Below are 26,092 nucleotides of genomic sequence, written 5' to 3'. Positions count from 1 at the left end.
TCGGCGACGTCCGTACGACGACTCCGCGGGACGACTCCGTACGACGGACCGTGCGACGGGCCGTACGACGACGCCGAAGTGACCGAAGTGCAGGTGCAGGTGTGACGGAGGTGCAGGGCGATGGCCGGTTTCCGGAGTCTGGCGAGACAGGTGAGGGACCCGCGGTGCGATCTGGCACTGCGACGCTACTCACTGCGCAAGTGCCTTGAGCGGTTCGCTCCCTACGGGCACAGGGCGACCTGGGACCATCTGTGCTCCAGGGCCGGGTTCGGCCCCGAGGACCGCTCCCCCGATCCGGTGCGGCTCGTGGCCGCGCTGGAGGAGCTGGAGGAGGCGCGCACGGTGTGGCTCGACTACGAGGCCGAGTTCGCCCGTCGCCGCAGGAAGGAGAAGCACGACGGGCTGCGCAGTCCGGGCAGCGTGGACGACTGGCACCGGCTGACGTGGGGCGGTTTCGGGGTCGCCTGGTGCGACGACCCGCGGGTGCACCCCGCCGAACCGCTGGCTGAGGTGCTGCGCCGGCTGATCGCCGCACTGGAGCGCGAACCGGGTGCGGCCTGCCCGGTGTGCGCCGGGGAGCGGCTGGTCTGGAAGTACGGCCTGGACCACGAGCCGTCGACCGGGCCGGTGTGCGTGGACTGCGGCATCCTGGTGCCGCGGCCCGTCCTCACCCCCGAGGCGCTGCGGTGCGCCAGGCGGGGCGGACTGCTGGTGTCGGCCTGAGGAGCACGGCGAGGGGTGCGCAGGGGGTGCCGCACCCCTCGGAACGGGGGACCGGTCCGGTGATGCAGGTCTGTCTCAACGGGTCCCGCACGGCGGCGGACGGCGCGGTGGTGCCGCTGACGCCGGAGGCGACGGCCGCGTCGGCGGCCGGGGCCGTCGCGGCCGGGGCCACGGAGGTCCACGTCCACCCCAGGACGCCGTGCGGGCGGGAGAGCATGTCCCCGCGCGTGGTCGCGGCGACGGTGGAAGCCGTCCGGGCGCGGGTGCCGGTGCCGGTCGGGGTGACCACGGGCGCCTGGGCGGAGCCCGATCCGACGGCCCGCCGGGCGCGCGTGCGCGGCTGGACGGTGCTGCCCGACGTCGCCTCGGTCAACTGGCACGAGCCGGGGGCGGAGGAGCTGGCCGCGACGCTGCTCGAACGGGGCGTCGGCGTGGAGGCCGGCATCTGGTCCGGCACGGACGGCGCGGCCCGGTTCACGGCCTCGCCGCTGGCGTCGCGCGTGCTGCGGGTCCTGGCCGAGGTGACGGACCCGGCCCCGCGGACGGCCGCGCGGTCCGCCCGGGCGCTGCTCGCCGAGCTGGGTGACGCGCACGGGCGGCCGGTGCTGGTGCACGGCGCGGAAGGGGGCGCGTGGGCGGTGCTGCGCCTGGCCGGGCGGCTGGGGCTGGCCACGCGCATCGGCCTGGAGGACACGATGGCCCTGCCGGACGGGGAACGGGCCCGGTCCAACGCTCAGTTGGTGGCGGAGGGGTTGGCGCAGTACGGGGTGGGGCGGCGGAGGCGCCCACCAGCCGGGTGAGCGCACCCCGCCCGCCGGCTACGGCTGCTGGTTCCGTTCCACCATCAGGCGGGAGCCCACCTGGCGCCGGCCGATCGCGTCGTCGGGGTTGGAGAGCACACAGGTGTCCAGGGACAGGCAGCCGCAGCCGATGCAGTCGGTGAGATGGTCGCGCAGGCGGTTGAGCTGCCTGATGCGCTCGTCCAGCTCGGTGCGCCAGGCCTCGGACAGGCGGGCCCAGTCCTCCCGGGTGGGGGTGCGCTCCTCCGGGAGTTCGGCGAGCGCCTCGCGGATCGTGGCCAGCGGGATGCCGACGCGTTGCGCCGCCCGGACGAAGGCGACCCGGCGCAGGGTGTCGCGGGTGTAGCGGCGTTGGTTGCCCGCGGTGCGACGGCTCCGGATCAGGCCCTTGGACTCGTAGAAGTGCAGGGCGGACACGGCGGCGCCGCTGCGCGCGGACACCTGCCCGACGGTCAGCTCGTGGATCTTCTCGGGGATCTGGGGCACTCCTCAGAGCCTACCCACCGTGTCGCACTCCGTTTCCGTTGACATGGGCTACGGAGCCGAGCATGCTAAGCAGTTGCTTAGACATGATGTGCGACGCGAGAGGCCGGGACATGGCAGAGCCGAGGATCTTCACCTCCGCCGACGACCTGAAGGCGGCGGTGGGCGAGCAGCTGGGGTACACCGACTGGCTGGAGATCGACCAGAAGCGGATCGACCTGTTCGCCGAGGCGACCGGCGACCACCAGTGGATCCACGTGGACCCGGAGAAGGCCGCCGCCGGCCCGTTCGGCACCACCATCGCCCACGGCTATCTGACCTTGTCGCTGCTCCCCCTGTTCGGGCCGCAGCTGATCACGGTCGAGGGCGTGAAGATGGGCGTCAACTACGGGACCAACAAGGTGCGCTTCCCCGCCCCCGTCCCGGTCGGCTCGCGGCTGCGCGCCACCGCGACGATCAGCGGCGTGGACGACGTGCCCGGCGGGGTGCAGGTGACCGTCGCCTTCACCGTGGAGCGCGAGGGCGGGGACAAGCCGGTCTGCGTGGCGGAGTCGGTGTCCCGGTACTACCTGTAGGACCGCTCCCCGGTTCCGCCCCCGCCGGCGCGACCCGTTCGCCGGGTTACTTCGCCCCGACCATCCGCAGCACGAGGTCGGCGTAGAGCGCGCCGACCTCCTCCGGGGTGCGCGGGCCGTCCACACTGAACCAGCGGGCCACGTCGATGCACAGCGACAGCACCGCGAGGGTCGTGCCCTGCACGTCGAGCACGTCGAACTCGCCCGCGGCGACGCCGTCCTCGATGATCCCGCGCACCTCGGCGTCGACCTGGCGGCGCAGGGCGACGATCTCGGCGCGGGCCTCGGGGCCGAGCGCGTCGAGTTCGTACTGCACGATCCGCGCGGTGGTGCGCCGCCCGGCGTGCCAGCGGACGAAGGAGCTGACGGCGTCGGCCAGCCGCTCCTTGGCGCTGCCCTCGCGCTGTGCCGCGGTGCGCAGGATGTCCAGGGCCTTGTCGTGGCCGATCCGGCTGATCCGGTGGAGCAGCTCTTCCTTGGTCTTGTAGTGGATGTAGAGGGCGGCCGGGCTCATGCCGGCGCGTCCGGCGATGTCGCGGGTCGTGGTCGCGTGGTAGCCGCGCTCGGCGAAGGCCTCCACGGCGGCGACCAGCAGCCGCCGGGCCGCGTCAGGGGTGACCTCGTCCCACGGCTCCGCTTCGCCGCCGGTCGTCTCCTGCGCCGTACTCATCGCTCGCTCGCCCCTCTCGGTGACAGGAGCACCACCATACCGCCGACGGTGAGCGAGCGCTTAGTGCGGCCGTCGCAGGTCGCTCACAGCTTCTCGAAGGGGTCGTGCTCGGCGAGCAGTTTCTCCAGGCGGGCCTGGTCGACCCGGCTGACGATCTGCCCGGCCTCCTGCCGGTCCCGGATCACCTTGGCGAGGGTGAAGGCGGAGGTGACCAGGTAGAGGACGGCGATGGCGAGGAAGGCCCGCACCCAGGCGTCGGTGTTCAGCTGGTAGATGCCGACGGCGGTGGCCGACATGGCGACGGCGAAGGACGCGACGGCCTGGCCGTAGAAGGCGGCCGTGTTCTGCTGCTTGACGGGTGTGTCACTCATGACGCACAGCTTCGGCGAACGTGGCCCGCGCCACATCCGCCGAGATACTCAGACCGTACTCAGAACGCCGAGACCCCCGTCAGCGCCCGCCCGATGACCAGCTTCTGGATCTGGCTGGTGCCCTCGTAGAGGGTCATCACACGCGCGTCGCGCAGCAGCTTGCCCGCCGGGTACTCGTCGATGTAGCCGTAGCCGCCGAAGACCTGGAGGGCGTTGTTGGCGGCCCGCACGGCGGCCTCGGAGGCGAACAGCTTGGCCTTGGAGGACTCCACGGCGAACGGCTGTCCGCGCTCGATGAGGTCGGCGACCCGCCAGGTCAGCAGCCGGGCCGCGTCCACGTCCACGGCGATGTCGCTGATCAGCTCCTGGACCAGCTGGTGGTGGGCGATGGTCCTGCCGAACTGCTCGCGCTCGCCCGCGTACCTGACGGCCGCGTCCAGCGCGGCCTGGGCTATGCCGACGCAGCCGGCGGCCACCGACATTCGGCCCTTGGCGAGGGCGGACATGGCGACCGAGAAGCCCTTGCCCTCGGGGGCCAGCATCGCGGAGGCCGGGACGCGTACGTCCTGAAGCACCAGTTCGGCGGTCGCCTGGCCGCGCAGGCCCAGCTTGCCGTGGACGGTGCGGCGGGTCAGGCCGGGGGTGTCGGTGGGGACGAGGAAGGCGGTCACGCCCTTGTGGCCGGGGGCGTCGGTGGAGCGGGCGAAGAGCAGCACGACATCGGCCCAGGTGCCGTTGGTGATGAACATCTTGGTGCCGTTGACGACGAAGTCGTCGCCGTCGCGCACCGCGCGGGTGGTCAGGTTGCCCGCGTCGGAGCCGGTGCCGGGCTCGGTGAGGCCGAAGCAGCCGACGTACTCGCCGGCGGTCAGGCCCGGCAGCCAGCGCCGCTTCTGCTCCTCGCTCCCCCAGGCGGCGATCGTCTTGGCGACCAGGCCGAGCGAGACCGAGACGATGCCGCGCACGGAGGAGTCGCCGCGGCCCAGCTCCTCGGTGACCAGGCAGTACGCCAGGTGGTCCCCGCCCGATCCGCCGTACTCCTCGTCTATGGTCAGGCCCAGGAAGCCGACCTCACCGAGCTTCTTCACGATGGCGCGGTCCACTTCCTCGGCGCGGTCCCAGGCCACCACATGGGGTGCTATCTCACGCTCCACGAAGTCCCGGGCGAGCCGCCGCACCGCGGTCTGCTCCTCGCCGAGTTCCAGGTTCACCACGAGATCACCCCACAGACGACGCCGGACGACGCCCCACGGACGCCGGTCGGCGCCGGACGGACGCCGGACGACAGATCTTGAAAGCCGTACATTTAAATTAGCACTGCTAGTTTAATGTCGTAGCCCTACTATGTGCGCCATGGCCCGACCGCGCAAGCCCCTCCTCAGCACCGACCGCATCGTCGCGACGGCACGGGACCTCGTGGACGGGGAGGGCCTGGCGGCCGTCTCCACGCGCCGGCTCGCCGCCGAACTCGGCGTCAGCGGACCCTCGCTCTACAACCACTTCCGCACCAAGGACGAGATCCTGGAGGCGGTCGCGGACTCGGTGAGCGCCCAGGTCGACCTGTCGATGTTCGAGGACGGCCGCGACTGGCGCAGCGCGCTGCACGACTGGGCCGTCTCCTACCGGGCCGCCCTGCGCGACCATCCGAACATCGTCCCCGTCCTGGCCCGCGGCCCCGGCCGCCGCCCCGCCGCGCTGCGCCTGGCCGACGCGGTCTACGGCGCGATGGTCGAGGCGGGGTGGCCGCCGGCCCACGCCACCTCCATCGGCGCGCTGATGCGGTACTTCGTCATGGGCTCCGCGCTCGGCTCCTTCGCCGGGGGCTTCGTGGGCGACGCCGGCGCCTACGACCCCGCCGACTACCCCCACCTCGGCCAGGCCCACCTGCTGGCCGACCAGCAGGAGAAGATCGACGAGCGGGCCTTCGAGACGGGGCTGACCGCCCTGCTGGACGGCCTGGCACAGCAGTACGAGCAGGCCGGGCGGAGCGCGCGGGCCACGTAGCCGCACGGTGCCGGCACACTTCGGTGAACGCCGAACCGTCCGTGCCGCATGCTGGACGCATGACGACGAGGGACCGCACCCACGACCCCCGGGCGCCCGGCCTGGCGGCGCTCGCCGGGCTGATCGCCGACGAGACCCGGGCGGCCTGTCTGCTGGCGCTGCTCGACGGGCGGGCCTGGACCGCGGGCGAGCTGGCCCGGCACGCGGGCGTGGCCCCGTCGACCCTCAGCGAACACCTCGGCAAGCTCGTCGCGGGCGGGCTGCTCGGCGAGGAACGCCAGGGCCGGCACCGGTACGTGCGGCTGGCCGACGCCCGGGTGGCCCAGCTGGTGGAGGACCTGGCCGCCCAGGTCTCCCCCCGGGCCGCGCGCCGCCCCCGCTCCCTGCGGGAGTCGGCCGCCGGGTCGGCGATGGCCCGGGGCCGCACGTGCTACGACCATCTCGCGGGGCGGCTGGGCATCACGGTGACCGATGCGCTGACCGTGCGCGGACTGCTGCGGCAGGACACCGGGTTCGCGCTCACGGAGACCGGGCTGGCCTGGTTCGACTCCGCCGGCATCGGCCTCGACCGCGGCGGCCGCCGTCCGCTCGCCCGCGCCTGCCTGGACTGGACGGAGCGCCGCCCGCACCTCGCGGGGGTCGCGGGCGCGGCCCTGTGCCGGCACTCCCTCGACACCGGCTGGTGCGTACGCATCGGCTCGGAGCGCGCCGTGAAGGTGACGCCGGCCGGCGAGCGCGCCCTCGCGGACCTGCTGGGCATCGAGGCATCGGCCCTGCGCTGAACCGCCTTCGCACCCGCCCGGTTCGGTGCGGCCGGGCGGACGGGCCGCCTGGAGCACCGGGCGCGCCGCCGGCCGGTTCGGGCGTGCCGGAAGCCGCCGGGCTGCGTGTCCGAAATTCGCGAGCCCCTTGTCCCCGCCCCGCCTAGCCTAGCCTCAGGAAGCATGATGAACGTTCCCCCGTCCCGGGTGGCCACCGCCGCCGCCACCGTGACCGTAGTGTTGTGGGCCTCCGCCTTCGTGTCCATCCGCAGTGCGGGCGCCGCGTACTCGCCGGGCGCGCTGGCGCTGGGGCGGCTGCTCGCCGGGGCCGTGACGCTCGGCGCGATCTGTCTCCTGCGGCGGGAAGGGTGGCCGCCACGGCCGGCCTGGCGCGGGATCGCGATATCCGGGGTGCTGTGGTTCGGCTTCTACATGGTCGCCCTGAACTGGGGCGAGCAGCAGGTGGACGCCGGGACCGCCGCCCTGGTCGTGAACGTCGGCCCGCTGCTCATCGCCCTGCTGGGGGCGCGACTGCTGGGCGATCCGATGCCGCCGCGGCTGCTGGCGGGCATGGCGGTGTCGTTCGCGGGCGCGGTGACCGTGGGCCTGTCGATGTCCGGCGAGGGCGGTTCCTCCGTGCTCGGGGTGGCGCTCTGCCTGCTCGCCGCCGTCGCGTACGCCTCCGGGGTCGTCGCGCAGAAGCCGGCGCTGGGCCGGGCGAGCGCGTTGCAGGTGACGACGTTCGGCTGCCTGGTCGGAGCGGTGGCCTGTCTGCCGTTCGCCGGTCAGCTGGTCCATCAGGCCGCGGACGCCCCGCTGTCGGCGACGCTGAACATGGTCTATCTCGGGGTGTTCCCGACCGCGCTGGCCTTCACCACGTGGGCGTACGCCCTGGCCCGCACCACCGCGAGCCGGATGGGCGCGACCACCTACGCCGTGCCCGCGCTGGTCGTGCTGATGTCGTGGGTGGCGCTGGGCGAGGTGCCGGGACCGCTGACCCTGGCGGGCGGGGTGCTGTGCCTGGCCGGCGTGGCGGTGTCGAGGTCGCGGGCCCGGACGCGGGCGGAAACGGGGACGGCGGCGGGGGCGGCCGGGCCCGGCGCCGCGGTTCCGGAGGCGGTTCTGGAACCGCGGCCCGAGCGCACCTGAGGGTCGCCGCGAGCGGTCCTCGCCGGCGCACGTCCGCCGCGGACGACAGGGCCTAGAAGACCACCAGCGCCCTGCCGCCCTTCCCGGCCGTCATGTTCTCGAAGGCGGCCGGGATCCCGTCCAGGACGATCCGCTCGGTCACCAGCGCGCCCAGGTCCAGGCGTCCGGCTCGGACGTGTCCGGCGAGCACGGGCAGGTCCTCGGCCGGGTCGCAGTTGCCGTACACGCAGCCGGAGAGGGTGCGGCCCCAGTGGAAGATCTCCAGGGCGTTGAAGGTGACCTGTTCCTCCTTGCCCCCGATGCCCACGACCGTCGTACGGCCGCCGCGCCGCGTGGACTCCCAGGCGGCGCGGATGGAGGCCGCGCGGCCCACGCACTCCACGGAGACGTCGACGCCCTGCTTGCCGGTGAGGGCGCGGATCTCCCGGGGGGTGTTCTCGGAGGCGACGACATAGTCGGTGGCGCCCGCCCGGCGTGCGAGCTCCTCCTTCTCCGGGGAGACGTCGACGGCGACGATCTTCGCGGCGCCCGCGATCCTCGCCGCCTGGAGGGTGGCCAGGCCCACCCCGCCGGCGCCGAACACCGCCACCGTCTCGCCCGGCCGGACCCGCGCCGAGTGGTGGACGGCGCCGTAACCGGTGAGGACGGCGCAGCCGAGGAGGGCGGCGTCGGTGAGCGGGACGCCCTCCGGGAGAGGCAGGACGCAGGGGGCGGCGACTACCGTCTCCTCGGCGAAGGCGGCGACGTTCAGTCCGGGGTGCACCTCGGTGCCGTCGACGGTGCGGGCGTGGACGCCGGCGGCGCCGTTCAGGGCGTTGGCGCACAGCCAGACCTCGCCGAGCGAGCACGCGTGGCAGCCGCCGCAGGACGGCGCCCAGTTGAGGACGACGGCGTCGCCGGGCGAGACGTGGGTGACTCCTTCTCCGACGGCGACGACGGTCCCGGCGCCCTCGTGGCCGAGGACGGCCGGCACCGGCAGCCGCATGGTGCCGTTGGTCAGCGACAGGTCGGAGTGGCAGACCCCGGCGGCGGCGAGGCGCACGCGGACCTGGCCGGGGCCGGGCTCGGGCAGCTCGATCCCGGTGATCTCCAGCGGGGCGCCCACGGCGGGCAGGACGGCGGCACGTACGGCCATGGCTCGTGACTCCCTTAGAACTGGAGGGACTTGGTCTGGAGGTACTCGGTGAGCCCGTGCGTGCCGAGTTCGCGGCCGACGCCGGACTGCTTGTAGCCGCCGAAGGGGGCGAGGGGGTTGAACCGGCCGCCGTTGATGTCGACCTGGCCCGTCTCCATCCGGCGGGCGAAGGCGACCGCCTCCGCCTCGTCGCCCGCCCAGACGGCGCCGGCGAGGCCGTAGACCGTGCCGTTGGCGATGCGCAGGGCGTCCTCCTCGTCCTCGTACGGCAGGACGGCCAGGACGGGACCGAAGATCTCCTCCTGGGCGACGGTCATGTCGGGGGTGACGTCGGCGAGGACGGTGGGGCTGACGAAGTAGCCCTGCTCGCGCGGGGCTTCGGGGCCGCCGGCGACCAGCCGCGCCCCCTCGGCGACGCCCTTCTCGACGTAACCGCGCACGCGCTCCTGTTGCCGTGCGCTCACCACCGGACCGATCCGCTCGCCGTACTTGGCGGCGGCCGCAGCGGCCAGCCGGACCGCCTCGTCGTACTGGTCGCGGTGGACCAGCATGCGGGTCCAGGCACTGCACGTCTGGCCGGAGTTGGACATGACGTTGGCGACACCGACGTTCACCGCCTTGGCGAGGTCGGCGCTCGGCAGGATGACGTTCGCCGACTTGCCGCCGAGCTCCAGGGCCACCCGCTTGACGGCCCCGCCGGCGGCGGCGCCGATCCGCCTGCCCACGGCGGTGGAGCCGGTGAAGGAGACCAGGTCGACGTCCGGGTGCTCGGCGAGTGCCTGTCCGGCGACCGGTCCGAGGCCGGTGACCAGGTTGAAGACACCGGCCGGGAGCCCGGCCTCGTGCACCGCCTCGGCGAAGAGCCGGGCGGTGAGCGGGGTGTCCTCGGCGGGCTTGAGGACGACGGTGCAGCCCGCCGCGAGCGCCGGGGCGACCTTGGCGACGATCTGGTGCAGGGGGTAGTTCCAGGGAGTGATGGCGCCGACCACGCCAACCGGCTCGTGCAGGACGGTGGAGTTGCCGACCCGCTCCTCGAAGGCGTACGTGGCCGCCAGGTCGGCGTAGGAGCCGGCGACCGCGATGGGCACGCCCGCGTGCACGGTCTGCGAGAACGCGAGCGGGGAGCCCAGTTCGGCGGTGACCGTCCCGGCGATCTCGTCCTTGCGCGCCACCAGTACGTCCCGGAGGGCGGCCAGCCGGTCGGCCCGCTCCGCGGGCGGGGTGGCGGCCCAGCCGGGGAAGGCGGCGCGAGCGGCGCGCACCGCCGCGTCGACGTCCTCGGCGGTGCCGGCCGGGACGGTGGCGATGACCTGCTCGTCGGCCGGGTTCACCACCTCGATGACGTCCGGGCCGGCGGCGGGGCGCCAGGCGCCGCCGATGTACATGCCGTCGTATGCCTTCATCGTGCTGGTGCTCCTCCGGGGCGGGGGCGTCCTCCGCGTCCCCACGCGGGCCACGGGCGTGTGGTCCGGGGCGCGTCGTCACGCGTCACAACCTACCGACAGCCACATAAACTAGCGTCGATAGTTTTTCCGCACCAGACGTCCCGGCACCGCAGGCCGCCGCCCGGCCGGCACCGGCCCGGCTCACTCCTCCAGGTCGGGGACGCGGTCAGGGGCCGGGCAGATGCGGTCGCCGTGCTGGTCGAAGACGAACAGGTGGGCGAGGTCGACGAGGAGCGGGACCTGCATGCCGTGGCGAAGCTGGATGTCGGGGGTGGTGCGGACCACCAGGTCGCCGGGCAGCCGCGGTTCGGTGGCGGAGGCGAGGTCCGGCACGGCGACGGCGCCGGTGGGGCGCTCGAGCAGGCCCACCGAGCCGGCGCGCAGCGCGACGGCCCGTTCGCGCAGACGGTCCAGCACCGTGGAGTCCCGGCGGCGGCGCCGGTCCGGGCGGCCGGCGGGGCGCGGCGCCTCCAGGTCCGGTACGACGGCGGGCTGGGAGCCGGTGTTGAAGTGGACGAGGACTTCGTGGCCCTGGAACTCCAGGTGCTCCACCAGTCCGGTGATCGGCACCTCGCCGGGCCGGGCGGCGTCGGGCTTGGCGATCCGCACGGCCTCCGAGCGCAGGCCCACGATCACCTCGCGGCCCTGCTGCACGCGGAGCATCTGATGATCCAGGGACAGGGGTTCGGGCAGGCGGAGGAACTGCTTGCCGAGGCTGATCGTCATGGCGCCGCCGAGCGGGGCGCGGACCAGGCCGCGCAGCAGGTTGATACGCGGGGTGCCGATGAACGCGGCGACGAAGACGTTGCGGGGCAGCGCGTAGACGGCGCGCGGGGAGCCGACCTGCTGCAGGACGCCTCCGCGCAGGACGGCGACCCGGTCGCCCAGGGACATGGCCTCGGACTGGTCGTGGGTGACGTAGACCGTGGTCACGCCCAGTTCCCTGGTGAGCTGGGATATCTCGGCGCGGAGATGGTTGCGCAGCTTGGCGTCCAGGTTCGACAGCGGCTCGTCCATCAGGAAGGCGGAGGGGTGGCGGGCGATCGCCCGGCCCATGGCGACGCGCTGGCGTTCGCCGCCGGAGAGCTGGCCGGGAAAGCGGTCGAGGAGGTCCTCGATGCCCAGCATCCGGGCGGTGGCGTCCACCCGGTCGCCGGGGTCGACACCGGGGGACTCGATGCGCAGCGGGAAGCCGATGTTGTTGCGGCTGGTCATGTTCGGGTACAGCGCGAAGTTCTGGAACACCATCGCCATGTCCCGCCCGGCGGGCAGCAGATCGTTGGCGTACTCGCCGTCGAGCAGCAACTCCCCCTCGGTGATCTCCTCCAGGCCGGCGATCATCCGCAGTACGGTCGACTTGCCGCAGCCCGAGGGCCCGAGCAGCACGAGGAACTCGCCGGGCGCTATGTCGAGCGAGAGCCGGTCCACCACACGGGGGCCCTTGCTGGAGTACGTCTTGCTCACGTCGTGCAGAGAGATGGCGCGTGTCATGTGATGCCTTCGGGGGACTCACCGGGAGCGCTGGGACTGCGCGTGTCGAAGACCTCGTGCGGGTCACGGGGCGTATGAGTCACGGAAGTTAACGGAGTGTAGGCACCCGGGGGAAGACATCCGACACCTTCGAATATTTTCGTCCAGCGGGCGGGAAAGCGGACGGTCGCGTTCACCGGCGGGCGGGCGGTCCGCGGCCGCCGGCCCCGGACCGGGCCGCCGCGGTCCCGTCCGCATCATTTCGTCGACGTCAGATGGGCGAAGACCACCACGTTGCTGGAGTAGCCGGCGCGGCGGGTGTAGAGGCCGCCGCAGGTGATGAGGTGCAGTTCGGGGCGGCGGGCGGGGCCGTACACCTCCTTGTCGGGGAAGCGGTCCTTGTCGAAGACCGACACCTTGTCGACGGTGTAGACGGCGCTACGGCCGTCCGCGCGCCGGACCTCGATGCGGCGGCCCCGTTCGACCTGGCCGAGCGCGGCGAAGACGGCGGCGCCCGTCTTCGTGTCGCGATGCCCGACCGCGATCGCGGTACCGGGCTCCCCCGGCGTGGGACCGTCCTCGTACCAGCCGACCAGCTTCGGCTTGTCGACCGGCGGCGTCCGGAGCTGCCGGTCGGCGCCCAGCCCGATGCCGATGACGGGCGCGTCGATCCCGAGCGAGGGGATGCGCAGGGAGGTCGCGCGGGAGCGGGGCAGCGGTGTGGGAGGCGGTGCGGGAGACCCCTTGCGGCCGGGGCCGTCACCGTCAAAGCCGTCACCGTCCGCGCCGCCGCCCGAACCGCGGTCGTCCGGCCCGCCGCCCGAGGCGCGGCCGGCCGCCTCGGCGTCGGCGGCCTTGTGCGTCGTGGGGTGCCCGTGGTGTCCCTCGCACCGGACCCCCGCCGTCACCAGGACCGCCGCGAGCACGGTCGTGCGGGCGAGACGGTAGGCGCGGGTCCGGTACCAGGGCCTGCGTCTGCGCCTACGCGGCGCCATGGGGGCGCCGGCGGATCAGCCGGACGTACGCGGCCGCGCTGACCACGACCAGCCCGACGGCCGCCGCCCCGGCCACCGGGGAGAAGGCCTGAGCCGTGTCGGCCAGGCCGCCGCCGCCCGCGTGCACGCCGCCCCTCGGAGGCAGGGGGTCGCCGCGGTCCGCTCCGGGGCCACCGTGCTGGTCGTCGCGGCCCGGGGCGCCGAACCCGTTGGCGCCCTGTCCGCCGTCGTGGCGGTTGTCGTCATGGCAGTTGACGCGGAAGATCTTCTCCGTCGGGGTGGGGATCGTCTGCGTCGGGGGGGAGGGGAAGGTGAGCCGGTACTGACCGTTGGCCAGTCCCAGCGGCTCGGTGTGGCCGACACCGCCCGCGAGCGTGATGGAGCCGTTGTAGCCGTCCCCCGTAGGCAGCGGGGGCTGCGGCTCGATCCGGTACGTGATGCTCATTTCGTCACCGAAGTTGGTGGCCTCCAGATAGAACCGGCAGACCACAGGGTCGTCCTTCGGGACGCCGAAGGGGACTCCCAGGCGGTGGATCCTGATGTCGCCGTTGGTCTGGGCCACGGCGGACGGCGCCCCCAGCCACGGGGCACCCACCACCGTCAGGGCCGTGGCGGCCGCGGCGGCGCCGACGCGGGAGCCGAGGATGCGTGGGAGTGTCAGAGTGGGCATGCGCATTCCTCCGAGTCAGACGATTTTCATACAAATCGCACTTTCATCTGACTCTCTTTCACGCCCTCTCCCGCGAGCGCCCCACCCCCGTCCGACGCGCCGTCAGGTGTCCCTCGCCCGGCGCAACCGCGCGCCGCCGTTCAGGTCCCCGCTCAGGTCCGAGGCATCACGGGTCATCATGTCGCGGTGAGTTCGACGGGCACTCCGTTGAGGACGGCGTTGCCGCTGAGCGGGTCCAGCATGCTGCCGTCCAGCAGCTGGTTGACGTTGACGCCGGGGTCGGTGGCGGCGTGCGTCAGCCGGGTTCCGGGGCGGTCGTGGCCCCAGCCGTGCGGCAGGCTCACCACGCCGGGCCGTACGGCGTCCGTGACCTCCGCCGGAACGGTCACCTCTCCCCCGGCACCCTTCACCCGCACGGGCATCCCGTCGGTGACGCCGAGCCGCTGGGCGTCCTCGGGGTGGACATGCAGGGTGCAGCGGTTGGAACCGCCGGTGAGGGCGGGCACGTTGTGCATCCAGCTGTTGTTGGAGCGCAGATGGCGGCGGCCGACCAGGACCGGCCCGGCGGCCGGGCGCTCGCGCAGGGCCGCGCGCAGCCGTGGCAGATCGTCGGCGATGGGCCGCGGCAGCAGCTCGACCTTGCCGGAGACGGTCCTCAGCGGCTGGGGCAGCCGGGGCCGCAACGGGCCGAGGTCGATGCCGTGCGGATGGGCGAGCAGCTGCTCCAGGCTCAGCCCGTCGGGCCGGAGGCCGAAGCCGTCGCCGTAGGGGCCGAGGCGCAGCATCATGTCCAGGCGCCGTTCGGGGCCGCCGTCGCCGGTGAGCCGCTGCGCCAGCTCGCTCGGGTCGCGGCCGTGCACGGGCGAGTGCGGCTCCTCGACCGCCTTGGCGAGGGTCTGCCCGATGACCATCTCGTCGACGGCGGCCGGGTCGGTGCCGTGCAGACCGGTGGCGGCGAGGATCAGCCGGGCGAGGATCTCGGTCTCGGCCATCCTGCCGGGTGCCAGCGGGACGGCGGCGCGCGTGTAGCGGACCTGGTTGCGCACGGCGAGGGTGTTGAAGGCGAAGTCGTGGTGCGGGCTCTGCGCGGGCGGGGGCGGCGGCAGCACGACGTGGGCGTGGCGCGAGGTCTCGTTCAGGTACGGGTCGACGCTGACCATGAAGTCCAGTGACGCAAGGGCCTTGTCGAGGCGGTCGCCGTCCGGGGCGGACAGCACCGGGTTGGCGGCGACGGCGATCAGGGCGCGGACCGGCTCGCCCTGCGGCGTCGCCGTGTCGATCTCCTCGGCGAGCGCGGAGATCGGCAACTCCCTCTTGGCCTCGGGGTGTCCGCTCACCCGGGAGTGCCAGCGGCCGAGCGCGAAGCCCCGGCCGGGCCCGGCCGGCCGGGGCGTCCTGTCGGTGGCGGCCTGCGGGAAGAGGGCGCCGCCGGGACGGTCCAGGTTGCCGGTGAGGACGGTGAGGACGTCGACGAGCCAGCTGGCCAGGGTGCCGTGCGGGACGGTGCAGGTGCCGATGCGGCCGTAGACGGCGGCGGTGGGGGCGGCGGCGAGGTCGCGGGCGAGGGTGCGGATCACGGCGGCGTCCACGTCGCACGCGGCGGACACGACCTCGGGCGTGAAGTCCCGCAAGGCCCGGCGCAGTTCCTCGACACCCTGGACGTGCGGGGCGAGGTGCGCGAGGTCGGTCAGGCCCTCTTCGAAGAGAACGCCGGCCATGGCCGCGAGCAGCAGGGCGTCGCCGCCGGGCCGGATCGCCACGTGCCGGTCGGCGAGCGCGGCGGTGCGGGTGCGGCGCGGGTCGACGACGGTGAGGGTGCCGCCGCGCGCCTTGAGCGCCTTGAGCCTGCCGGGGAAGTCGGGGGCGGTGCACAGACTGCCGTTGGACTCCAGCGGGTTGGCGCCGATGAGGAGCAGGTGGTCGGTGCGGTCGAGGTCCGGCACGGGGATGGCGTTCGCGTCGCCGTAGAGCAGTCCGCTGGAGACGTGCTTGGGCATCTGGTCCAGCGTGGAGGCGGTGAACAGGCTGCGGGTGCCGAGGGCGGAGAGCAGCACCGGCGGGTAGAGGGCGCCGGCCACGGTGTGCACGTTGGGGTTGCCCAGGACCACGCCGACCGTGTGCGGTCCGTACCGCTCGACGACCGGCCGGATCCCGGCCGCCACCGCGTCGAACGCCTCCTGCCAGGTGGCCTCGCGGAGCTCACCGTCCCGGCGCACGAGCGGGCCTCGCAGCCGGTCCGGGTCGCCGTCGACGGCCCCGAACGAGGCTCCCTTCGGGCAGATGAACCCCTTGCTGAACACGTCCTCCCGGTCGCCTCGGGCGCCGGTGACGCGAGTGCCGTCGACGGTGAGCGTCAGCCCGCAGGTGGCCTCGCACAGGGGACAGATTCGCAGGGCGGTGCGGGACACGGGTCCTCCCGGGATCGCGGTCGGTCGCGGCGGGTCGCGGTGACGGCGCCGTACGGCACACGGCGTATGACACCTGGCGTACGGCGCGCGCCGCGCGCCAGCCGTCCGTCGACGCACGCCGGTTGACGCACGCCGCAGGGCGTGGCGCACGGACCCGACGCGAGCATACCGAGCGGTATGCCCCGTGGCGAGCCCCGATTCTCAGTCCAGCACGCGGCCGAGATACGCCCGCAGCAGCTCCCGCGCCTCCTCGATGATCTTCTGGTCGCCCTCCGGATCGACCCGGAAGGCGAGTTGGACGAGGGTGTCGGCGGTTTCGACGGCCACCAGGAAGACGCGGCGCAGGTCGTCGTCCGGTTCACGGCGCAGGTGGCCGGAGAGCAGGTCGACGAGACGGTCGGTGACGCGGTGGTTGGGCCCGGCGTGGCGGGTGCCGAGCGGGATCTGGTTGCCGAAGTCGACGAGGGAGAAGCCGGGGGCCGTCCGCCTCATCTCCAGGTACTCGTCGAGCACGGCGTCCATGGCCACGCGCCAGCCCACGCCGGCGAAGCCCTCGGAGGCCCCTGCCACCGGTCCGTCCGCCGCATCGGCGGCCGTCTCCTTCGGGCGCCCCGTCAGACGCTCCTTGACGCGCTCGGTGTACTGCTCGAGGTTGCGCTGGGCGAGGGCGTCGGCCATCGCGCGCTTGTTGCCGAAGAAGCGGTAGACGGAGCCGATGGGCACGCCCGCGCGCCGGGCGACGGCACGTGTGCTCAGGGCGTCGTAGCCGACCTCGTCGAGGAGGTCGGCGCAGGCGTCGAGGATCCTGGTCAGCCGTTCGGCGCTGCGCCGCTGTACGGGTGCGCGGCGCAGCGGGGTCGCATGGTGCACGGACGCCATGATGCCGCTCCCCGCCGGTCCGGTGAAGCGCGCCCTCCCTCACCGGGACCGGAGCCACCGGGACCGGCGGCCGTCCGGTGCGTCACGACACGGCCGGCCGCACACCGGCACCGGCACCGGCACCGGCACCGGCACCGGCACCGGCCAACGCGCACCCGCTGTCCGGTGCGCCGGGCGGGGTGACGGCGAACGTGCAGGTCCCGAAGACCGCGTCGGCGGCACCGCCCGCGCCGGCCGTGGTGACGACCGCGGACGCCCTGGTGACGGGGCCGGCACCGCTCACGGCGGCCGGGACGGCGGAGCCGACGGCAGGGGCCGCGGCGGCGGCGCCCACCGGACCCGACGCTCTCGCCACGCTCGCGGTGGCGGTCGGACAGGGGAGGCCGGGTGTCGTGACGGTGAAGGCGGTGGCGCCCGCCCGGTCCGCCCCGATCGCCGTACCGACGGCACCCGCCCGGCCCGCCGCGGTTGCGCTGCCGCCCTCCCCCACCCGGTCCGCCACGCCCGCCGCGCTCGCCGTGCCGGTCGGGCAGACGGCGGGCAGGTCGGGGGTCGCCGGTGTGCCGGGACTCGGGGCCGACGCCGTTATGTCGGCGGTGCTCTGGACCGGCTTGCCGGCGACCGCCCAGACCGTGCCGTCGTCGGCGTACAGCCGGGCGGTGACGTGGTGGGTGCCGCGCGGGACCAGGCGGGCGGAGAGGCGGAACTCCGGGGCGCGCAGGCGGCCGACGAGCCGGCCGTCCACCAGCACGTGGGCCACGCCCCGGCCGACCGTGGCGTGCGCCGCCGTGCCCGCCGGCGAGAAACGGAAGCGGCGTACGGTCAGGCGCACGTCCCAGTTGCCGCCCGCGTCGGGCCGCACCTCGACGCCCACCTCGGGCGCGGCCTTCCTTTCCACCTCACGGTAGGGCCGCCCCTCCTCGTCCGTGTGGTCGATGAGCTTGCCCACGGGTGTGGGCGATTCCTCCTGCGTACTCCCCCGCGCACCGCTCCCGCCGCAGCCCGCCGCCCCGGCGAGCAACAGGACACAGATCGCGAGCGCGGCGCGAGACCGGCGCGTCCACGACGTCATGGTGCGGAGCGTAGAACAGCCCGCCGCCGGCCGGATCCCTCTCAGGTCTGGTTCTCCCCCCTCCCCCGGAAGGAGGGCTTCAGGCCCTCTTGCGTGCGGGAAAACGCAATCCTACGGTGTTCCATAGGAATAAGGGCCGGTGCGCAAGGGAGCGACGATGAGCAGCGGGGACGCACGCAAGACCGCCGAAGGACTGACCTACCTCCACGGTTTCGGCAACGAGCACAACTCGGAGGCGGTGCCCGGCGCGCTGCCCGAGGGCCGCAACTCGCCGCAGCGCGCCCCCCTCGGGCTGTACGCGGAGCAGCTCAGCGGTTCGGCGTTCACCGAGCCGCGGGCGCACAACCGCCGCTCGTGGCTGTACCGCATCCGCCCCTCGGCGGCGCACCCGGCGTTCACCCGCACCGGCAACGGCTCGCTGCGCACGGCGCCCTTCACCCAGGCGGTGCCCGACCCCAACCGGCTGCGCTGGAACCCGCTGCCCGAGCCCGGGCCGGAGACGGACTTCCTGGCCGGCCTGTGGACCCTCGGCGGCAACGGCGACGTCACCCAGCGCACCGGCATGGCCGTGCACCTGTACCACGCCAACCGCTCGATGGAGCGGGTCTTCAGCGACGCGGACGGCGAGCTGCTGATCGTGCCGGAGCGCGGCGGGCTGCTGCTGCGCACGGAGTTCGGGCTGCTGCACGCCGAGCCGGGTCATGTGGCGCTGATCCCGCGCGGGGTGCGTTTCCGCGTCGAACTCCTCGACACCGAGTCCGATGGCGGGCAGATCCCGACCGCGCGCGGCTACGTCTGCGAGAACTACGGCGCCCCCTTCCGCCTGCCCGACCTCGGCCCCATCGGCGCCAACGGGCTCGCCAACGCCCGTGACTTCCGCGCGCCCGTCGCCGCCTACGAGGACGTCGAGGGTGCGGTGGAGGTGGTGAACAAGTTCTGCGGCAACCTCTGGACGGCCACCTACGACCACTCTCCGCTCGACGTCGTCGCCTGGCACGGCAATCATGTGCCGTACGTCTACGACCTGCGCCGCTTCAACGTGATCGGGACGATCTCCTACGACCACCCGGACCCGTCGATCTTCACGGTGCTGACCTCTCCCTCCGACACCCCTGGCCTGGCGGGCGTGGACTTCGTGGTCTTCGCGCCGCGCTGGCTGGTGGGCGAGGACACCTTCCGGCCGCCGTACTTCCACCGGAACGTCATGAGCGAGTACATGGGCCTGATCGAGGGCGCCTACGACGCCAAGGCCGAGGGCTTCGTGCCCGGCGGCGGCTCGCTGCACAACATGATGTCGGCGCACGGCCCGGACCGGGAGACCTTCGACCGGGCGAGCGCCGCGGAACTGAAGCCGCAGAAGATCGACGACGGGCTGGCCTTCATGTTCGAGACCCGCTGGCCGGTGACGCTCACGCCGCACGCGCTGCGCGCCGAGCACCTGCAACAGCGCTACGACGACGTCTGGCAGGGGCTGGAAGGGCACTTCCGCCGCCCCTTGCACTGACGATTCCCGCCAGGTACGGATGGCCCGTGACCTCCTTCGCTCCGGATTCGATCGTCCTGAACCGCAAGCTGCCGCTGTGGTACCAGGTGTCGCAGTCGCTGCGCGCCTCGATCCTCGGCCGCTCGCCCCGCGACCCGCTGCGGCTGCCCACCGAGGAGCAGCTGGCGGGCCACTACGGGGTGAGCGTGCTGACCATGCGGCAGGCGCTGAAGGAGCTGGAGGACGAGGGGCTGATCACCCGCCACCGGCGGCGCGGCACGTTCATCGAACCCGCGGCCACCCGCAGCTCCCCGGTGCGGCTGCTCGGTTCGGTGGACGCGATCGTGGCCCAGCAGTCCGGGATGACGACCGAACTGCTGGACCACGGCCCGGCGCCCGTCCCCGGCGAACTCGCCGAGTTCTTCCCGGATCTGGACGAGGTGGCGACGTACCACCGGCTGCGCAGCGACGAGAAGAGCGGCGAGCCGACCAACCACGCCCGCAACTACGTCCGTCCGGAGCTGGCCGCCCGCATATCGCCGGACGATCTCGCGCGCTGGCCCATGACGAAGGTCCTGCGGGACGTGGTGGGCGCGGGCATCAGCCGGATCACGGACACGGTGGAGGCGCGGCTGGCCGACCCCGAGACGGCACGCCTGCTGGACGTGCCCCTGCTCAGCCCGATCCTGCACTACACGGGCATCACCTACGACACGGCGGGACGTCCCCTGGACGTGGCGGTCATCCACTACCGCGGCGACCGCTTCTCCTTCACGGTGACGCTGGATGCCACCTGAGCCGCCCGCGCACCGCCCCTGGGAGTCCGCACCCCGTCGTACGATGCCGGGCGTGACGCTCGACGACGCTCCGCTGCTCGCGGACCTCATGCCGTGGTCCGTCGCACCGCCGCGGCTCGGCCGCGGGTGGCCGGCGGCCCCCGATGCCGCCTGTCTGAGGGCCCGTTGGGACGCGCTGCTCAAGGCCGAGGGCCCTGATCGCGAGGCGTTGTTCGAACCGACGCGTGCGCGCACGCCGTACACCGCGGTCGGGCAGCTGCCGGGCGTGGCCGGCGGCACGGAGAAGCTGGTCCGCGCCTCGGGGCCGTGCCCGGAGCCCGTGCGGGTGCTGGCGGCCCCGTTCGACGAGCAGTGGCTGATCCCCGACCACCGGCTCATCGACGCGGCCCGTCCGGAGCTGTGGCGGGTGGCGGACGCCCGGCAGGTGTTCACGGTGGAGACGGCGGCCGCGGCGGGCGCCCCGGAGCCGCCCCTGCTCGCGACGTCCCTGCTGCCGCTGCTCCGCCCGGGCCGCGTCCGTCCCCTCTACCGCCGTCCCGGCGCCGAGGAACCCAACCTGGCTCCCGGCCTGCCGGAGCATCTGGCCGCCCGTCTCGGGAGCGCCCCCGACCCGCTGGACCTGCTCGCCTGGATCCTGGCGGCGGCGCGTCCCGGGCCGGACGGCCTGGCCGTCCCGCTCACCGGGGACGCGGGGCTCTGGGCGGAGGGCGTGGAGGCGGGCCGCCGGATGCTGTGGCTGATGCGCCGCGACGGCGACCGGCCCAAGCTGCCCGGGGGCCGCCGTCCCTACGTCCGCGCCCCGCTGCCGGCCCGCCCGCTCACCCTGCACTACGACCGCGACGAGGAAGCCCTGCACCTCGGCGAGGGACGGATCTCACCGGTACCCCCCGAGGCCTGGGACTTCGAGTGCGGTTCGGTCCGGGTCCTGGAGCAGTGGTTCGCGGCCCGGACCGGGGAGGGGGAACCGGGCACGCTCGCCGCGATCCGCCCGGCCGCCTGGCCGCAGGCGTGGACCTCGGAGCTGCTGGAGCTGATCACCGTCCTGGCGCTGCTGGCCGAACTGCGGCCCCGGCGCGAGGCGCTGACCGTCACCGACCCGGTCACCGCGACCGAGCTGCGGTCCGCGGGAGTCCTGCCGGTCCCGGCCACGGCGCGCCGCCCGGCCTCCGTCCTCGACCATCAGGAGGAGGGCCCGGAGGGCCAGTTCGCCCTGCTCTGAGCGGAGGGCCCGGAGGTCCGGTCCGCCCTGCTCCGAGCGCCACCGGGCCGGTCACCCGCGGCACGCCGACATGTCCGCCTCCGGGCGGCGGTGCTGACAAGGCAGCCGCCGGCGGGTCATGATCCACGACATGGACCGGTTTCCCCTGCCCCTGGAGGGCATCACCGTCGTCGCCGTCGAGCAGGCCGTCTCGGCGCCGTTCGCGACCCGGCAGCTCGCCGACCTCGGCGCGCGGGTCGTGAAGGTGGAGCGGATCGACGGCGGCGACTTCGCCCGCGGCTACGACGCCGCCGCCGGAGGGCTCGCCTCCCACTTCGTGTGGTGCAACCGGGGCAAGGAGTCCATAGCCGTGGACCTGAAGGACCCGCGGGGGCGGGCCGTGGTGCGGCGGCTGGTGGCGGACGCGGACGTGTTCGTGCAGAACCTCGCCCACGGCGCGGCGGCCCGGCTCGGCCTGGACGCGGCCACGCTGTGCGCGGCGCACCCGCGCCTGATCGCCGTCGACATCTCGGGATACGGCTCCGTCGGCCCGTACGCCGGCAAGCGGGCGTACGACATGCTCGTGCAGTGCGAGGCGGGGCTGGTGTCGGTGACCGGGACGCCGGAGCAGCCGGTGAAGGCGGGCATCCCGGCGGCGGACATCGCGGCGGCCATGTACGCCTTCTCGGGCGTCCTGGCGGCCCTGCTGCGGCGCGCCACGACCGGGCGCGGCGGGCCGGTCGAGGTGTCGATGCTGGAAGCCCTCGCGGAGTGGATGGGGCATCCGCTGCACCATGCGATGCACGGCGGGTCCGCCCCGGCGCGCACCGGTCTCGCGCACGCCGTCATCGCGCCCTACGACGCCTACGGGACGGCCGACGGCGGACGGGTGCTGCTGTCGGTGCAGAACGACCGGGAGTGGCGGCGGCTGGCCGAACAGGTACTGGACCGGCCCGGGCTGGGGACGGATCCGTCCTTCGCCACCAACGCGGCCCGGGTCGCGAACCGCGAGCGCACCGACGCACTGGTCGCGGAGGCCCTGGGCGCACTGGCCGCCGACGAGGCGCTGGCGCGGCTGGAGGGCGCCGGCATCGCGTGTGCGCGGCTGCGGGACGTGCACGAGGTGGCGGAGCATCCGCAACTGGCGGCGCGGGAGCGGTGGCGGGAGGTGGGGACGCCGGTCGGGCCGCTCAGGGCGCTGCTGCCGCCGATCACCCTGCCGGGCGGGGCCGAGCCGCGCATGGGAGAGGTGCCGGCGCTCGGACAGCACACCGGGATGCTGCTGCGAGCCGTGGGGATGACGGAGGACGAGATCGCAGCGCTGCGCCGGGACGGTGTGGTGGCCTGAGCGCGCGGCCTGGTGAGCCGGTGAGCGGTTCCGGGGACGCCGGTCGGCGCCCTCGGCCGTCACAAGAGGACGGCGGTCCTGGGCCGTGCGGGGACGCCGGCCGTGCTCAGCGGCCGCCGAACAGCGAGCGGCGCAGCCGGCGCAGCGGCGCGAACAGCGACACCCGGCGCATCCGGTCGCCCCTGCCCGTGCGGTCGTGCGCGTCACGCGCGATCAGCTCGCGCATCAGCGACGTCGCCTCGGCCGCCTCGCGCTGGGGGACGGCGGGGCCGCCCAGCACCGCCAGATGGCGGTCGAGGCGCGAGCTGGTCGCACTGCTCCCGCAGGTGATCGCAGGGACCCTGGCCCTGCTGCGCACTGTTATCTGCTCCATGTCACTCCCCACCCGTACGAGTCCACCCGGCCCAGGCAGAGTAACCCTATCGCCCCAGCCGGGCATGCGTGTATCACGGTCACAGGATTCACCTTCCCCGTAAGGGTGTTGACGACTACTCTCCGAATCCGACCGATTTCAAGGCGAGTTGGACAATGGGCTGGCCAGTGGGCCGCGCCGAGCCCCCGTCGGGTTCGACGGTCACGGCGAGTGACACCGCGGACCGGTCGAGACCGGAGACGGCCAAGGGCGTGTCACCCGCGAAGAGCCCCAGGGACCGCGGCTGTGCGCCGGGGCGCATGAGCCAGAGCTGCCGTACCCGGCCCGGGGGCGGGGAGGAGTATCCGCTCAGGGTGACGACGGCTCGGCCCTCAACTGCGGAAGCGATCACTCCGATTCTGCGCCCCCGGGCGTCGTGGCCGGTGGTGGCGCGCGCGTCGGGCGCGCCCAGAACGTGGGCGATCTCACGCGCCCCGTCCCGCTGGGCGTCCAGCCGGTCCTGGGTCCGCTCCGCCTGGACCGCGAAGAGGGCGGCGACGACGAGGGCCGCTGCGGCGGTCGCCGTGGCGAACGGGACGAGCAGGGGGCGCGGCCGCGGCGCACGGGTGCGTGCGGGCGGCGGCTCGGCACCCCAGACGTGCGGCGGCAGTTGGGGGGTGCGCCCACGGGCGGGGGCCCGCTCCCGCGAGGTGTTCCGTCCGTCGCCCGGGACGTCGCGAGCGGCGGGCGCCGGGTCCTGCGGGGTGTCGCGCACGGCGGCCAGCACCCGGTCGCGCAGTGCGGGGGGCGGCGGTGCCGCGGCGGACCAGGCCAGTCGCACCGCGTCCTCGGACAGCGCGCGCACCTCGGCGGCGCAGCGCGGGCAGCGTGCCAGGTGCCGCTCGAAGCGGATCCGCTCGGCCCCCTCCAGCGCGTCGAGGGCGTAGGGCGCGGCCAGGGAGTGCAGGTCCTCGCGGCGCAGGAGGCGGTCGAGGAGGCTCACGCGGCACCTCCCAGGCACTGGCGCAGCCGGGTCAGTCCGTCGCGCATACGGGTCTTGACGGTGCCCAACGGCAGGGACAGCCGCTCGGCCACCTCACGGTAGGTGTAGCCGTCGTAGTAGGCCAGGGTGACGGACTGGCGTTGCAGGGTGGTGAGGCGGTCCAGGCAGCGGCGCACCCACTCCCGTTCCAGGCCGGCCTCGACCTCCTCGGTGACCTGGTCGAAGTCCGGCCCGGCGCGCAGTGCCTCGCGCCGCTCGCGTTCGCCGGCGGCGCGGGCGCTGCGCACCCGGTCGACGGCGCGGCGGTGGGCGAGGGTGAGGACCCAGGACAGGGCGCTGCCGCGCGCGGGGTCGAACCTCGCGGCGGAGCGCCACAGTTCGAGCAGCACCTCCTGGGTCACCTCCTCCGACTGCGCCAGATCGCGGACCACGCGCCGCACCAGCCCGTACACGGGCCCGGACACCAGCCCGTACAGCTGCTCGAACGCCTTCTGGTCACCACCGGCCACGAGCAGCAGAAGCTCGTCCGCCTCCACGCGATCCCCCTCTCGTCGGCCGCATCCGGACCGTCCCGTCACATCCGGCACTCGCAAGGAACGCACCTCCGGACGGAGTTACGGATCGGCCGCCCCGAAACGCGGGTCGGGCGGACGGAAAAAGAAAACTCCCTCGGCACCAATCCGTCCCGGCGCCGTCTCCGAATCCCGGACGTCAGGCAAGTCGGCACCGAGGACGGACGGCATGACACCTCTTATCTCCAGGAGTGGTGCGGGACGCAAGGGCCTCGTCACGCTCATCTGTGGTGCGCTGGCCGCCGGGGGGCTCGCAGCCGCCGGTGTGGCCACGCTGGAACCGGGGGCGGCCTCCGCCTCCTCCCACCGGGAGGCCCCGCTGATCTCGGGGACCCCGCAGTACGACAACACGGACGTGTACGCGTTCGTGAGCCCGGACAAACCCGACACCACGACGATCGTGGCGAACTGGATCCCCTTCGAGGAACCGGCCGGCGGGCCGAACTTCTACACGTTCGCGGACGACGCGCAGTACGACATCCACATCGACAACAACGGTGACGCGCAGGGCGACCTGCTCTTCCGCTGCACCTTCACCACGCACCGGAAGAACGGCGACACCTTCCTCTTCAACACCGGCCCGGTGACCAGCCTGGACGACCCGGACCTCAACATCACGCAGACGTACGACATCGATCTGATCAGGCTGAAGAACCAGCACGTGATGTCGAGGACGAAGCTGGCGGACGACGTGCCGGCCGCGCCGTCGAACGTCGGCAGGGCGTCGATGCCGGACTACACCGAGCTGCGCCACCAGGCCGTGCACAGGGCGGCGGGCGGCGCCCGGACCTTCGCCGGCCAGGCCGACGACCCGTTCTTCCTGGACCTGCGGGTCTTCGACCTGCTGTACGGCGGGAACCTCTCCGAGGTCGGCAACGACACGCTCAAGGGCTACAACGTCAACACGATCGCCCTCCAGGTGCCGAACGACCTGATCCGCGAGTCGGCGCACCAGCCGGTCGTCGGCATCTGGTCCACGACCCAGCGCCGGAACGCGCAGGGGTACTACACGCAGGTCTCCCGCCTGGGCAACCCGCTCGTCAACGAGGTCGTGAACCCGCAGAAGGACAAGGACAGGTTCAACGCGTCCTCGCCCTGGCACGACGCGCGGTTCCTGAAGAACGTCACCAACCCCGAGCTGCCCAGGCTGATCGAGGCGATCTACAAGATCAAGGCACCGGCCGAGCCGCGCGACGACCTGGTCGACGTGTTCCTCAAGGGTGTCAAGGGCCTCAACCAGCCGCCGCACGTGCGTCCGGCGGAGGAACTGCGCCTGAACACCTCGATCAAGCCGAGCATGCACCCCAAGCGACTGGGGGTCCTGGACGGCGACAACGCGGGCTTCCCGAACGGCCGCCGCCTCACCGACGACGTGATCGACGCCGCGCTCCAGGTGGTGGAGGGCGAGCTGGTCGGTGCCAAGAACGACCTGGGCGACGCCGTCGACGCGAACGACAAGAAGTTCGAGAAGTCCTTCCCCTACGTCGCCGAACCGACGTCCGGTTCGCGCGGTCCGCTCGCCAAGGGCACGACCGGCGGCGCGGACGTGCGCAGCCAGATCGGCGACGCGCTGAAGCCGGCCGGCGCGTCGTCCGGCGGCTCCGGCGACACGGTCCTGATCGCCGCCTCGGCAGCCTCGGGCGCGGCCGGGATCCTGCTGATCGGCAGCGCCCTCGCGTGGTGGCGCCGCCGGATGCAGCGTCCGTACTGACCCGCGACCGCACCCCAC

General features: G+C 73.7%; 26 protein-coding genes. 11 read left to right on the top strand and 15 right to left on the bottom strand.

What is annotated here, in order from left to right; all coding sequences use genetic code 11:
• The first annotated feature begins 120 nt into the window (after positions 1-120).
• Both ACWDUZ_RS25410 and ACWDUZ_RS25405 read left to right on the top strand, forming a co-directional pair.
• On the top strand, positions 121-723 hold the full coding sequence (locus ACWDUZ_RS25410) for a hypothetical protein (protein ID WP_451634109.1): 603 nt from the start codon (positions 121-123) through the stop codon (positions 721-723).
• Between the two features lie 59 nt (positions 724-782).
• Positions 783-1,523 (top strand): 3-keto-5-aminohexanoate cleavage protein, encoded by a 741-nt coding sequence (locus tag ACWDUZ_RS25405; protein ID WP_451634108.1) that lies wholly within the window; start codon positions 783-785, stop codon positions 1,521-1,523.
• Between the two features lie 18 nt (positions 1,524-1,541).
• On the opposite strand, the gene soxR is transcribed toward ACWDUZ_RS25405, so the two are convergent.
• Entirely contained in the window at positions 1,542-2,009 is a 468-nt protein-coding gene (gene soxR, locus ACWDUZ_RS25400; protein WP_451634107.1) for a redox-sensitive transcriptional activator SoxR, read from the bottom strand.
• A gap of 110 nt (positions 2,010-2,119) precedes the next feature.
• Between soxR and ACWDUZ_RS25395 the strand changes: the two genes are divergently transcribed.
• Complete coding sequence (locus ACWDUZ_RS25395; RefSeq protein WP_451634106.1) at positions 2,120-2,581, top strand: MaoC family dehydratase; 462 nt, start codon at positions 2,120-2,122, stop codon at positions 2,579-2,581.
• 46 nt (positions 2,582-2,627) lie between these two features.
• Here the strand turns inward: ACWDUZ_RS25395 and ACWDUZ_RS25390 are convergent, their stop codons facing one another.
• The 3 genes from ACWDUZ_RS25390 to ACWDUZ_RS25380 form a co-directional block, all read right to left on the bottom strand.
• Positions 2,628-3,251, bottom strand: a complete 624-nt coding sequence (locus tag ACWDUZ_RS25390) for a TetR/AcrR family transcriptional regulator (protein WP_451634105.1) — start codon at positions 3,249-3,251, stop codon at positions 2,628-2,630.
• A gap of 83 nt (positions 3,252-3,334) precedes the next feature.
• A complete protein-coding gene (locus tag ACWDUZ_RS25385) occupies positions 3,335-3,622 on the bottom strand; it encodes a YiaA/YiaB family inner membrane protein (protein ID WP_030186598.1) in 288 nt (95 codons plus the stop codon).
• 59 nt (positions 3,623-3,681) lie between these two features.
• A complete protein-coding gene (locus ACWDUZ_RS25380) occupies positions 3,682-4,833 on the bottom strand; it encodes an acyl-CoA dehydrogenase family protein (protein ID WP_451634146.1) in 1,152 nt (383 codons plus the stop codon).
• Positions 4,834-4,975: 142 nt separating this feature from the next.
• Between ACWDUZ_RS25380 and ACWDUZ_RS25375 the strand changes: the two genes are divergently transcribed.
• From ACWDUZ_RS25375 to ACWDUZ_RS25365, 3 genes are all read left to right on the top strand, one after another.
• Positions 4,976-5,626, top strand: a complete 651-nt coding sequence (locus ACWDUZ_RS25375) for a TetR/AcrR family transcriptional regulator (protein WP_451634104.1) — start codon at positions 4,976-4,978, stop codon at positions 5,624-5,626.
• Positions 5,627-5,685: 59 nt separating this feature from the next.
• Positions 5,686-6,408, top strand: a complete 723-nt coding sequence (locus ACWDUZ_RS25370; protein ID WP_451634103.1) for an ArsR/SmtB family transcription factor — start codon at positions 5,686-5,688, stop codon at positions 6,406-6,408.
• 165 nt (positions 6,409-6,573) lie between these two features.
• Complete coding sequence (locus tag ACWDUZ_RS25365) at positions 6,574-7,536, top strand: DMT family transporter (RefSeq protein WP_451634145.1); 963 nt, start codon at positions 6,574-6,576, stop codon at positions 7,534-7,536.
• Positions 7,537-7,588: 52 nt separating this feature from the next.
• On the opposite strand, the gene ACWDUZ_RS25360 is transcribed toward ACWDUZ_RS25365, so the two are convergent.
• From ACWDUZ_RS25360 to ACWDUZ_RS25325, 8 genes are all read right to left on the bottom strand, one after another.
• Positions 7,589-8,671 carry a Zn-dependent alcohol dehydrogenase gene (locus tag ACWDUZ_RS25360; protein ID WP_451634102.1) on the bottom strand — a complete coding sequence of 361 codons (1,083 nt, stop codon included), beginning with the start codon at positions 8,669-8,671 and terminating at the stop codon, positions 7,589-7,591.
• Between the two features lie 14 nt (positions 8,672-8,685).
• Positions 8,686-10,074, bottom strand: a complete 1,389-nt coding sequence (locus ACWDUZ_RS25355) for an aldehyde dehydrogenase family protein (protein WP_451634101.1) — start codon at positions 10,072-10,074, stop codon at positions 8,686-8,688.
• A 183-nt stretch (positions 10,075-10,257) separates the two neighbouring features.
• A complete protein-coding gene (locus ACWDUZ_RS25350; RefSeq protein WP_451634100.1) occupies positions 10,258-11,607 on the bottom strand; it encodes an ABC transporter ATP-binding protein in 1,350 nt (449 codons plus the stop codon).
• 236 nt (positions 11,608-11,843) lie between these two features.
• Positions 11,844-12,581 carry a class F sortase gene (locus tag ACWDUZ_RS25345; RefSeq protein ID WP_451634099.1) on the bottom strand — a complete coding sequence of 246 codons (738 nt, stop codon included), beginning with the start codon at positions 12,579-12,581 and terminating at the stop codon, positions 11,844-11,846.
• Positions 12,568-13,251: a hypothetical protein gene (locus ACWDUZ_RS25340; RefSeq protein WP_451634098.1), complete on the bottom strand. Its 684-nt coding sequence runs from the start codon at positions 13,249-13,251 to the stop codon at positions 12,568-12,570. The genes ACWDUZ_RS25345 and ACWDUZ_RS25340 overlap by 14 nt, the downstream gene beginning before the upstream one ends.
• A 176-nt stretch (positions 13,252-13,427) precedes the next feature.
• Positions 13,428-15,659, bottom strand: coding sequence for a molybdopterin oxidoreductase family protein (locus tag ACWDUZ_RS25335; protein ID WP_451634097.1), 2,232 nt, complete (start codon positions 15,657-15,659; stop codon positions 13,428-13,430).
• 201 nt (positions 15,660-15,860) lie between these two features.
• Positions 15,861-16,538, bottom strand: a complete 678-nt coding sequence (locus tag ACWDUZ_RS25330) for a TetR family transcriptional regulator (RefSeq protein ID WP_451634096.1) — start codon at positions 16,536-16,538, stop codon at positions 15,861-15,863.
• Between the two features lie 82 nt (positions 16,539-16,620).
• Entirely contained in the window at positions 16,621-17,610 is a 990-nt protein-coding gene (locus ACWDUZ_RS25325; RefSeq protein WP_451634095.1) for a hypothetical protein, read from the bottom strand.
• A gap of 157 nt (positions 17,611-17,767) precedes the next feature.
• Between ACWDUZ_RS25325 and hmgA the strand changes: the two genes are divergently transcribed.
• From hmgA to ACWDUZ_RS25305, 4 genes are all read left to right on the top strand, one after another.
• Positions 17,768-19,114 carry a homogentisate 1,2-dioxygenase gene (gene hmgA / locus ACWDUZ_RS25320; RefSeq protein ID WP_451634094.1) on the top strand — a complete coding sequence of 449 codons (1,347 nt, stop codon included), beginning with the start codon at positions 17,768-17,770 and terminating at the stop codon, positions 19,112-19,114.
• Positions 19,115-19,140: 26 nt separating this feature from the next.
• A complete protein-coding gene (locus ACWDUZ_RS25315; RefSeq protein WP_451634093.1) occupies positions 19,141-19,890 on the top strand; it encodes a GntR family transcriptional regulator in 750 nt (249 codons plus the stop codon).
• 43 nt (positions 19,891-19,933) lie between these two features.
• Positions 19,934-21,109 (top strand): type ISP restriction/modification enzyme, encoded by a 1,176-nt coding sequence (locus ACWDUZ_RS25310; protein WP_451634144.1) that lies wholly within the window; start codon positions 19,934-19,936, stop codon positions 21,107-21,109.
• A gap of 130 nt (positions 21,110-21,239) precedes the next feature.
• On the top strand, positions 21,240-22,436 hold the full coding sequence (locus tag ACWDUZ_RS25305; RefSeq protein ID WP_451634092.1) for a CaiB/BaiF CoA transferase family protein: 1,197 nt from the start codon (positions 21,240-21,242) through the stop codon (positions 22,434-22,436).
• A 106-nt stretch (positions 22,437-22,542) separates the two neighbouring features.
• Here the strand turns inward: ACWDUZ_RS25305 and ACWDUZ_RS25300 are convergent, their stop codons facing one another.
• From ACWDUZ_RS25300 to ACWDUZ_RS25290, 3 genes are all read right to left on the bottom strand, one after another.
• Entirely contained in the window at positions 22,543-22,809 is a 267-nt protein-coding gene (locus tag ACWDUZ_RS25300) for a hypothetical protein (protein WP_030178883.1), read from the bottom strand.
• A 115-nt stretch (positions 22,810-22,924) separates the two neighbouring features.
• On the bottom strand, positions 22,925-23,791 hold the full coding sequence (locus tag ACWDUZ_RS25295) for an anti-sigma factor (protein ID WP_451634091.1): 867 nt from the start codon (positions 23,789-23,791) through the stop codon (positions 22,925-22,927).
• The gene (locus ACWDUZ_RS25290; RefSeq protein WP_451634090.1) at positions 23,788-24,327 is read right to left on the bottom strand and encodes a sigma-70 family RNA polymerase sigma factor; all 540 of its coding nucleotides are present in this window, start codon (positions 24,325-24,327) and stop codon (positions 23,788-23,790) included. Before ACWDUZ_RS25290 ends, ACWDUZ_RS25295 begins: the two co-directional genes overlap by 4 nt.
• Before the next feature lie 205 nt (positions 24,328-24,532).
• Between ACWDUZ_RS25290 and ACWDUZ_RS25285 the strand changes: the two genes are divergently transcribed.
• Positions 24,533-26,074, top strand: a complete 1,542-nt coding sequence (locus ACWDUZ_RS25285) for a DUF4331 domain-containing protein (protein WP_451634089.1) — start codon at positions 24,533-24,535, stop codon at positions 26,072-26,074.
• Positions 26,075-26,092: the final 18 nt, after the last annotated feature.

The sequence above is a fragment of the Streptomyces sp. NPDC003393 genome, from assembly GCF_053589015.1.
Note: the sequence above shows the minus strand (reverse complement) of the source record. Positions and strands in the feature narration are given on the sequence as shown.

Bases quoted from the DNA above. Each gene is read 5' to 3' on its own strand.
- ACWDUZ_RS25410 (WP_451634109.1), top strand. From the start codon at position 121: ATGGCCGGTTTCCGGAGTCTGGCGAGACAGGTGAGGGACCCGCGGTGC.
- ACWDUZ_RS25395 (WP_451634106.1), top strand. From the start codon at position 2,120: ATGGCAGAGCCGAGGATCTTCACCTCCGCCGACGACCTGAAGGCGGCG.
- ACWDUZ_RS25390 (WP_451634105.1), bottom strand. From the start codon at position 3,251: ATGAGTACGGCGCAGGAGACGACCGGCGGCGAAGCGGAGCCGTGGGAC.
- ACWDUZ_RS25385 (WP_030186598.1), bottom strand. From the start codon at position 3,622: ATGAGTGACACACCCGTCAAGCAGCAGAACACGGCCGCCTTCTACGGC.
- ACWDUZ_RS25375 (WP_451634104.1), top strand. From the start codon at position 4,976: ATGGCCCGACCGCGCAAGCCCCTCCTCAGCACCGACCGCATCGTCGCG.
- ACWDUZ_RS25370 (WP_451634103.1), top strand. From the start codon at position 5,686: ATGACGACGAGGGACCGCACCCACGACCCCCGGGCGCCCGGCCTGGCG.
- ACWDUZ_RS25365 (WP_451634145.1), top strand. From the start codon at position 6,574: ATGAACGTTCCCCCGTCCCGGGTGGCCACCGCCGCCGCCACCGTGACC.
- ACWDUZ_RS25360 (WP_451634102.1), bottom strand. From the start codon at position 8,671: ATGGCCGTACGTGCCGCCGTCCTGCCCGCCGTGGGCGCCCCGCTGGAG.
- ACWDUZ_RS25355 (WP_451634101.1), bottom strand. From the start codon at position 10,074: ATGAAGGCATACGACGGCATGTACATCGGCGGCGCCTGGCGCCCCGCC.
- ACWDUZ_RS25350 (WP_451634100.1), bottom strand. From the start codon at position 11,607: ATGACACGCGCCATCTCTCTGCACGACGTGAGCAAGACGTACTCCAGC.
- ACWDUZ_RS25345 (WP_451634099.1), bottom strand. From the start codon at position 12,581: ATGGCGCCGCGTAGGCGCAGACGCAGGCCCTGGTACCGGACCCGCGCC.
- ACWDUZ_RS25340 (WP_451634098.1), bottom strand. From the start codon at position 13,251: ATGCCCACTCTGACACTCCCACGCATCCTCGGCTCCCGCGTCGGCGCC.
- ACWDUZ_RS25330 (WP_451634096.1), bottom strand. From the start codon at position 16,538: ATGGCGTCCGTGCACCATGCGACCCCGCTGCGCCGCGCACCCGTACAG.
- ACWDUZ_RS25325 (WP_451634095.1), bottom strand. From the start codon at position 17,610: ATGACGTCGTGGACGCGCCGGTCTCGCGCCGCGCTCGCGATCTGTGTC.
- hmgA (WP_451634094.1), top strand. From the start codon at position 17,768: ATGAGCAGCGGGGACGCACGCAAGACCGCCGAAGGACTGACCTACCTC.
- ACWDUZ_RS25310 (WP_451634144.1), top strand. From the start codon at position 19,934: ATGCCGGGCGTGACGCTCGACGACGCTCCGCTGCTCGCGGACCTCATG.
- ACWDUZ_RS25305 (WP_451634092.1), top strand. From the start codon at position 21,240: ATGGACCGGTTTCCCCTGCCCCTGGAGGGCATCACCGTCGTCGCCGTC.
- ACWDUZ_RS25300 (WP_030178883.1), bottom strand. From the start codon at position 22,809: ATGGAGCAGATAACAGTGCGCAGCAGGGCCAGGGTCCCTGCGATCACC.
- ACWDUZ_RS25285 (WP_451634089.1), top strand. From the start codon at position 24,533: ATGACACCTCTTATCTCCAGGAGTGGTGCGGGACGCAAGGGCCTCGTC.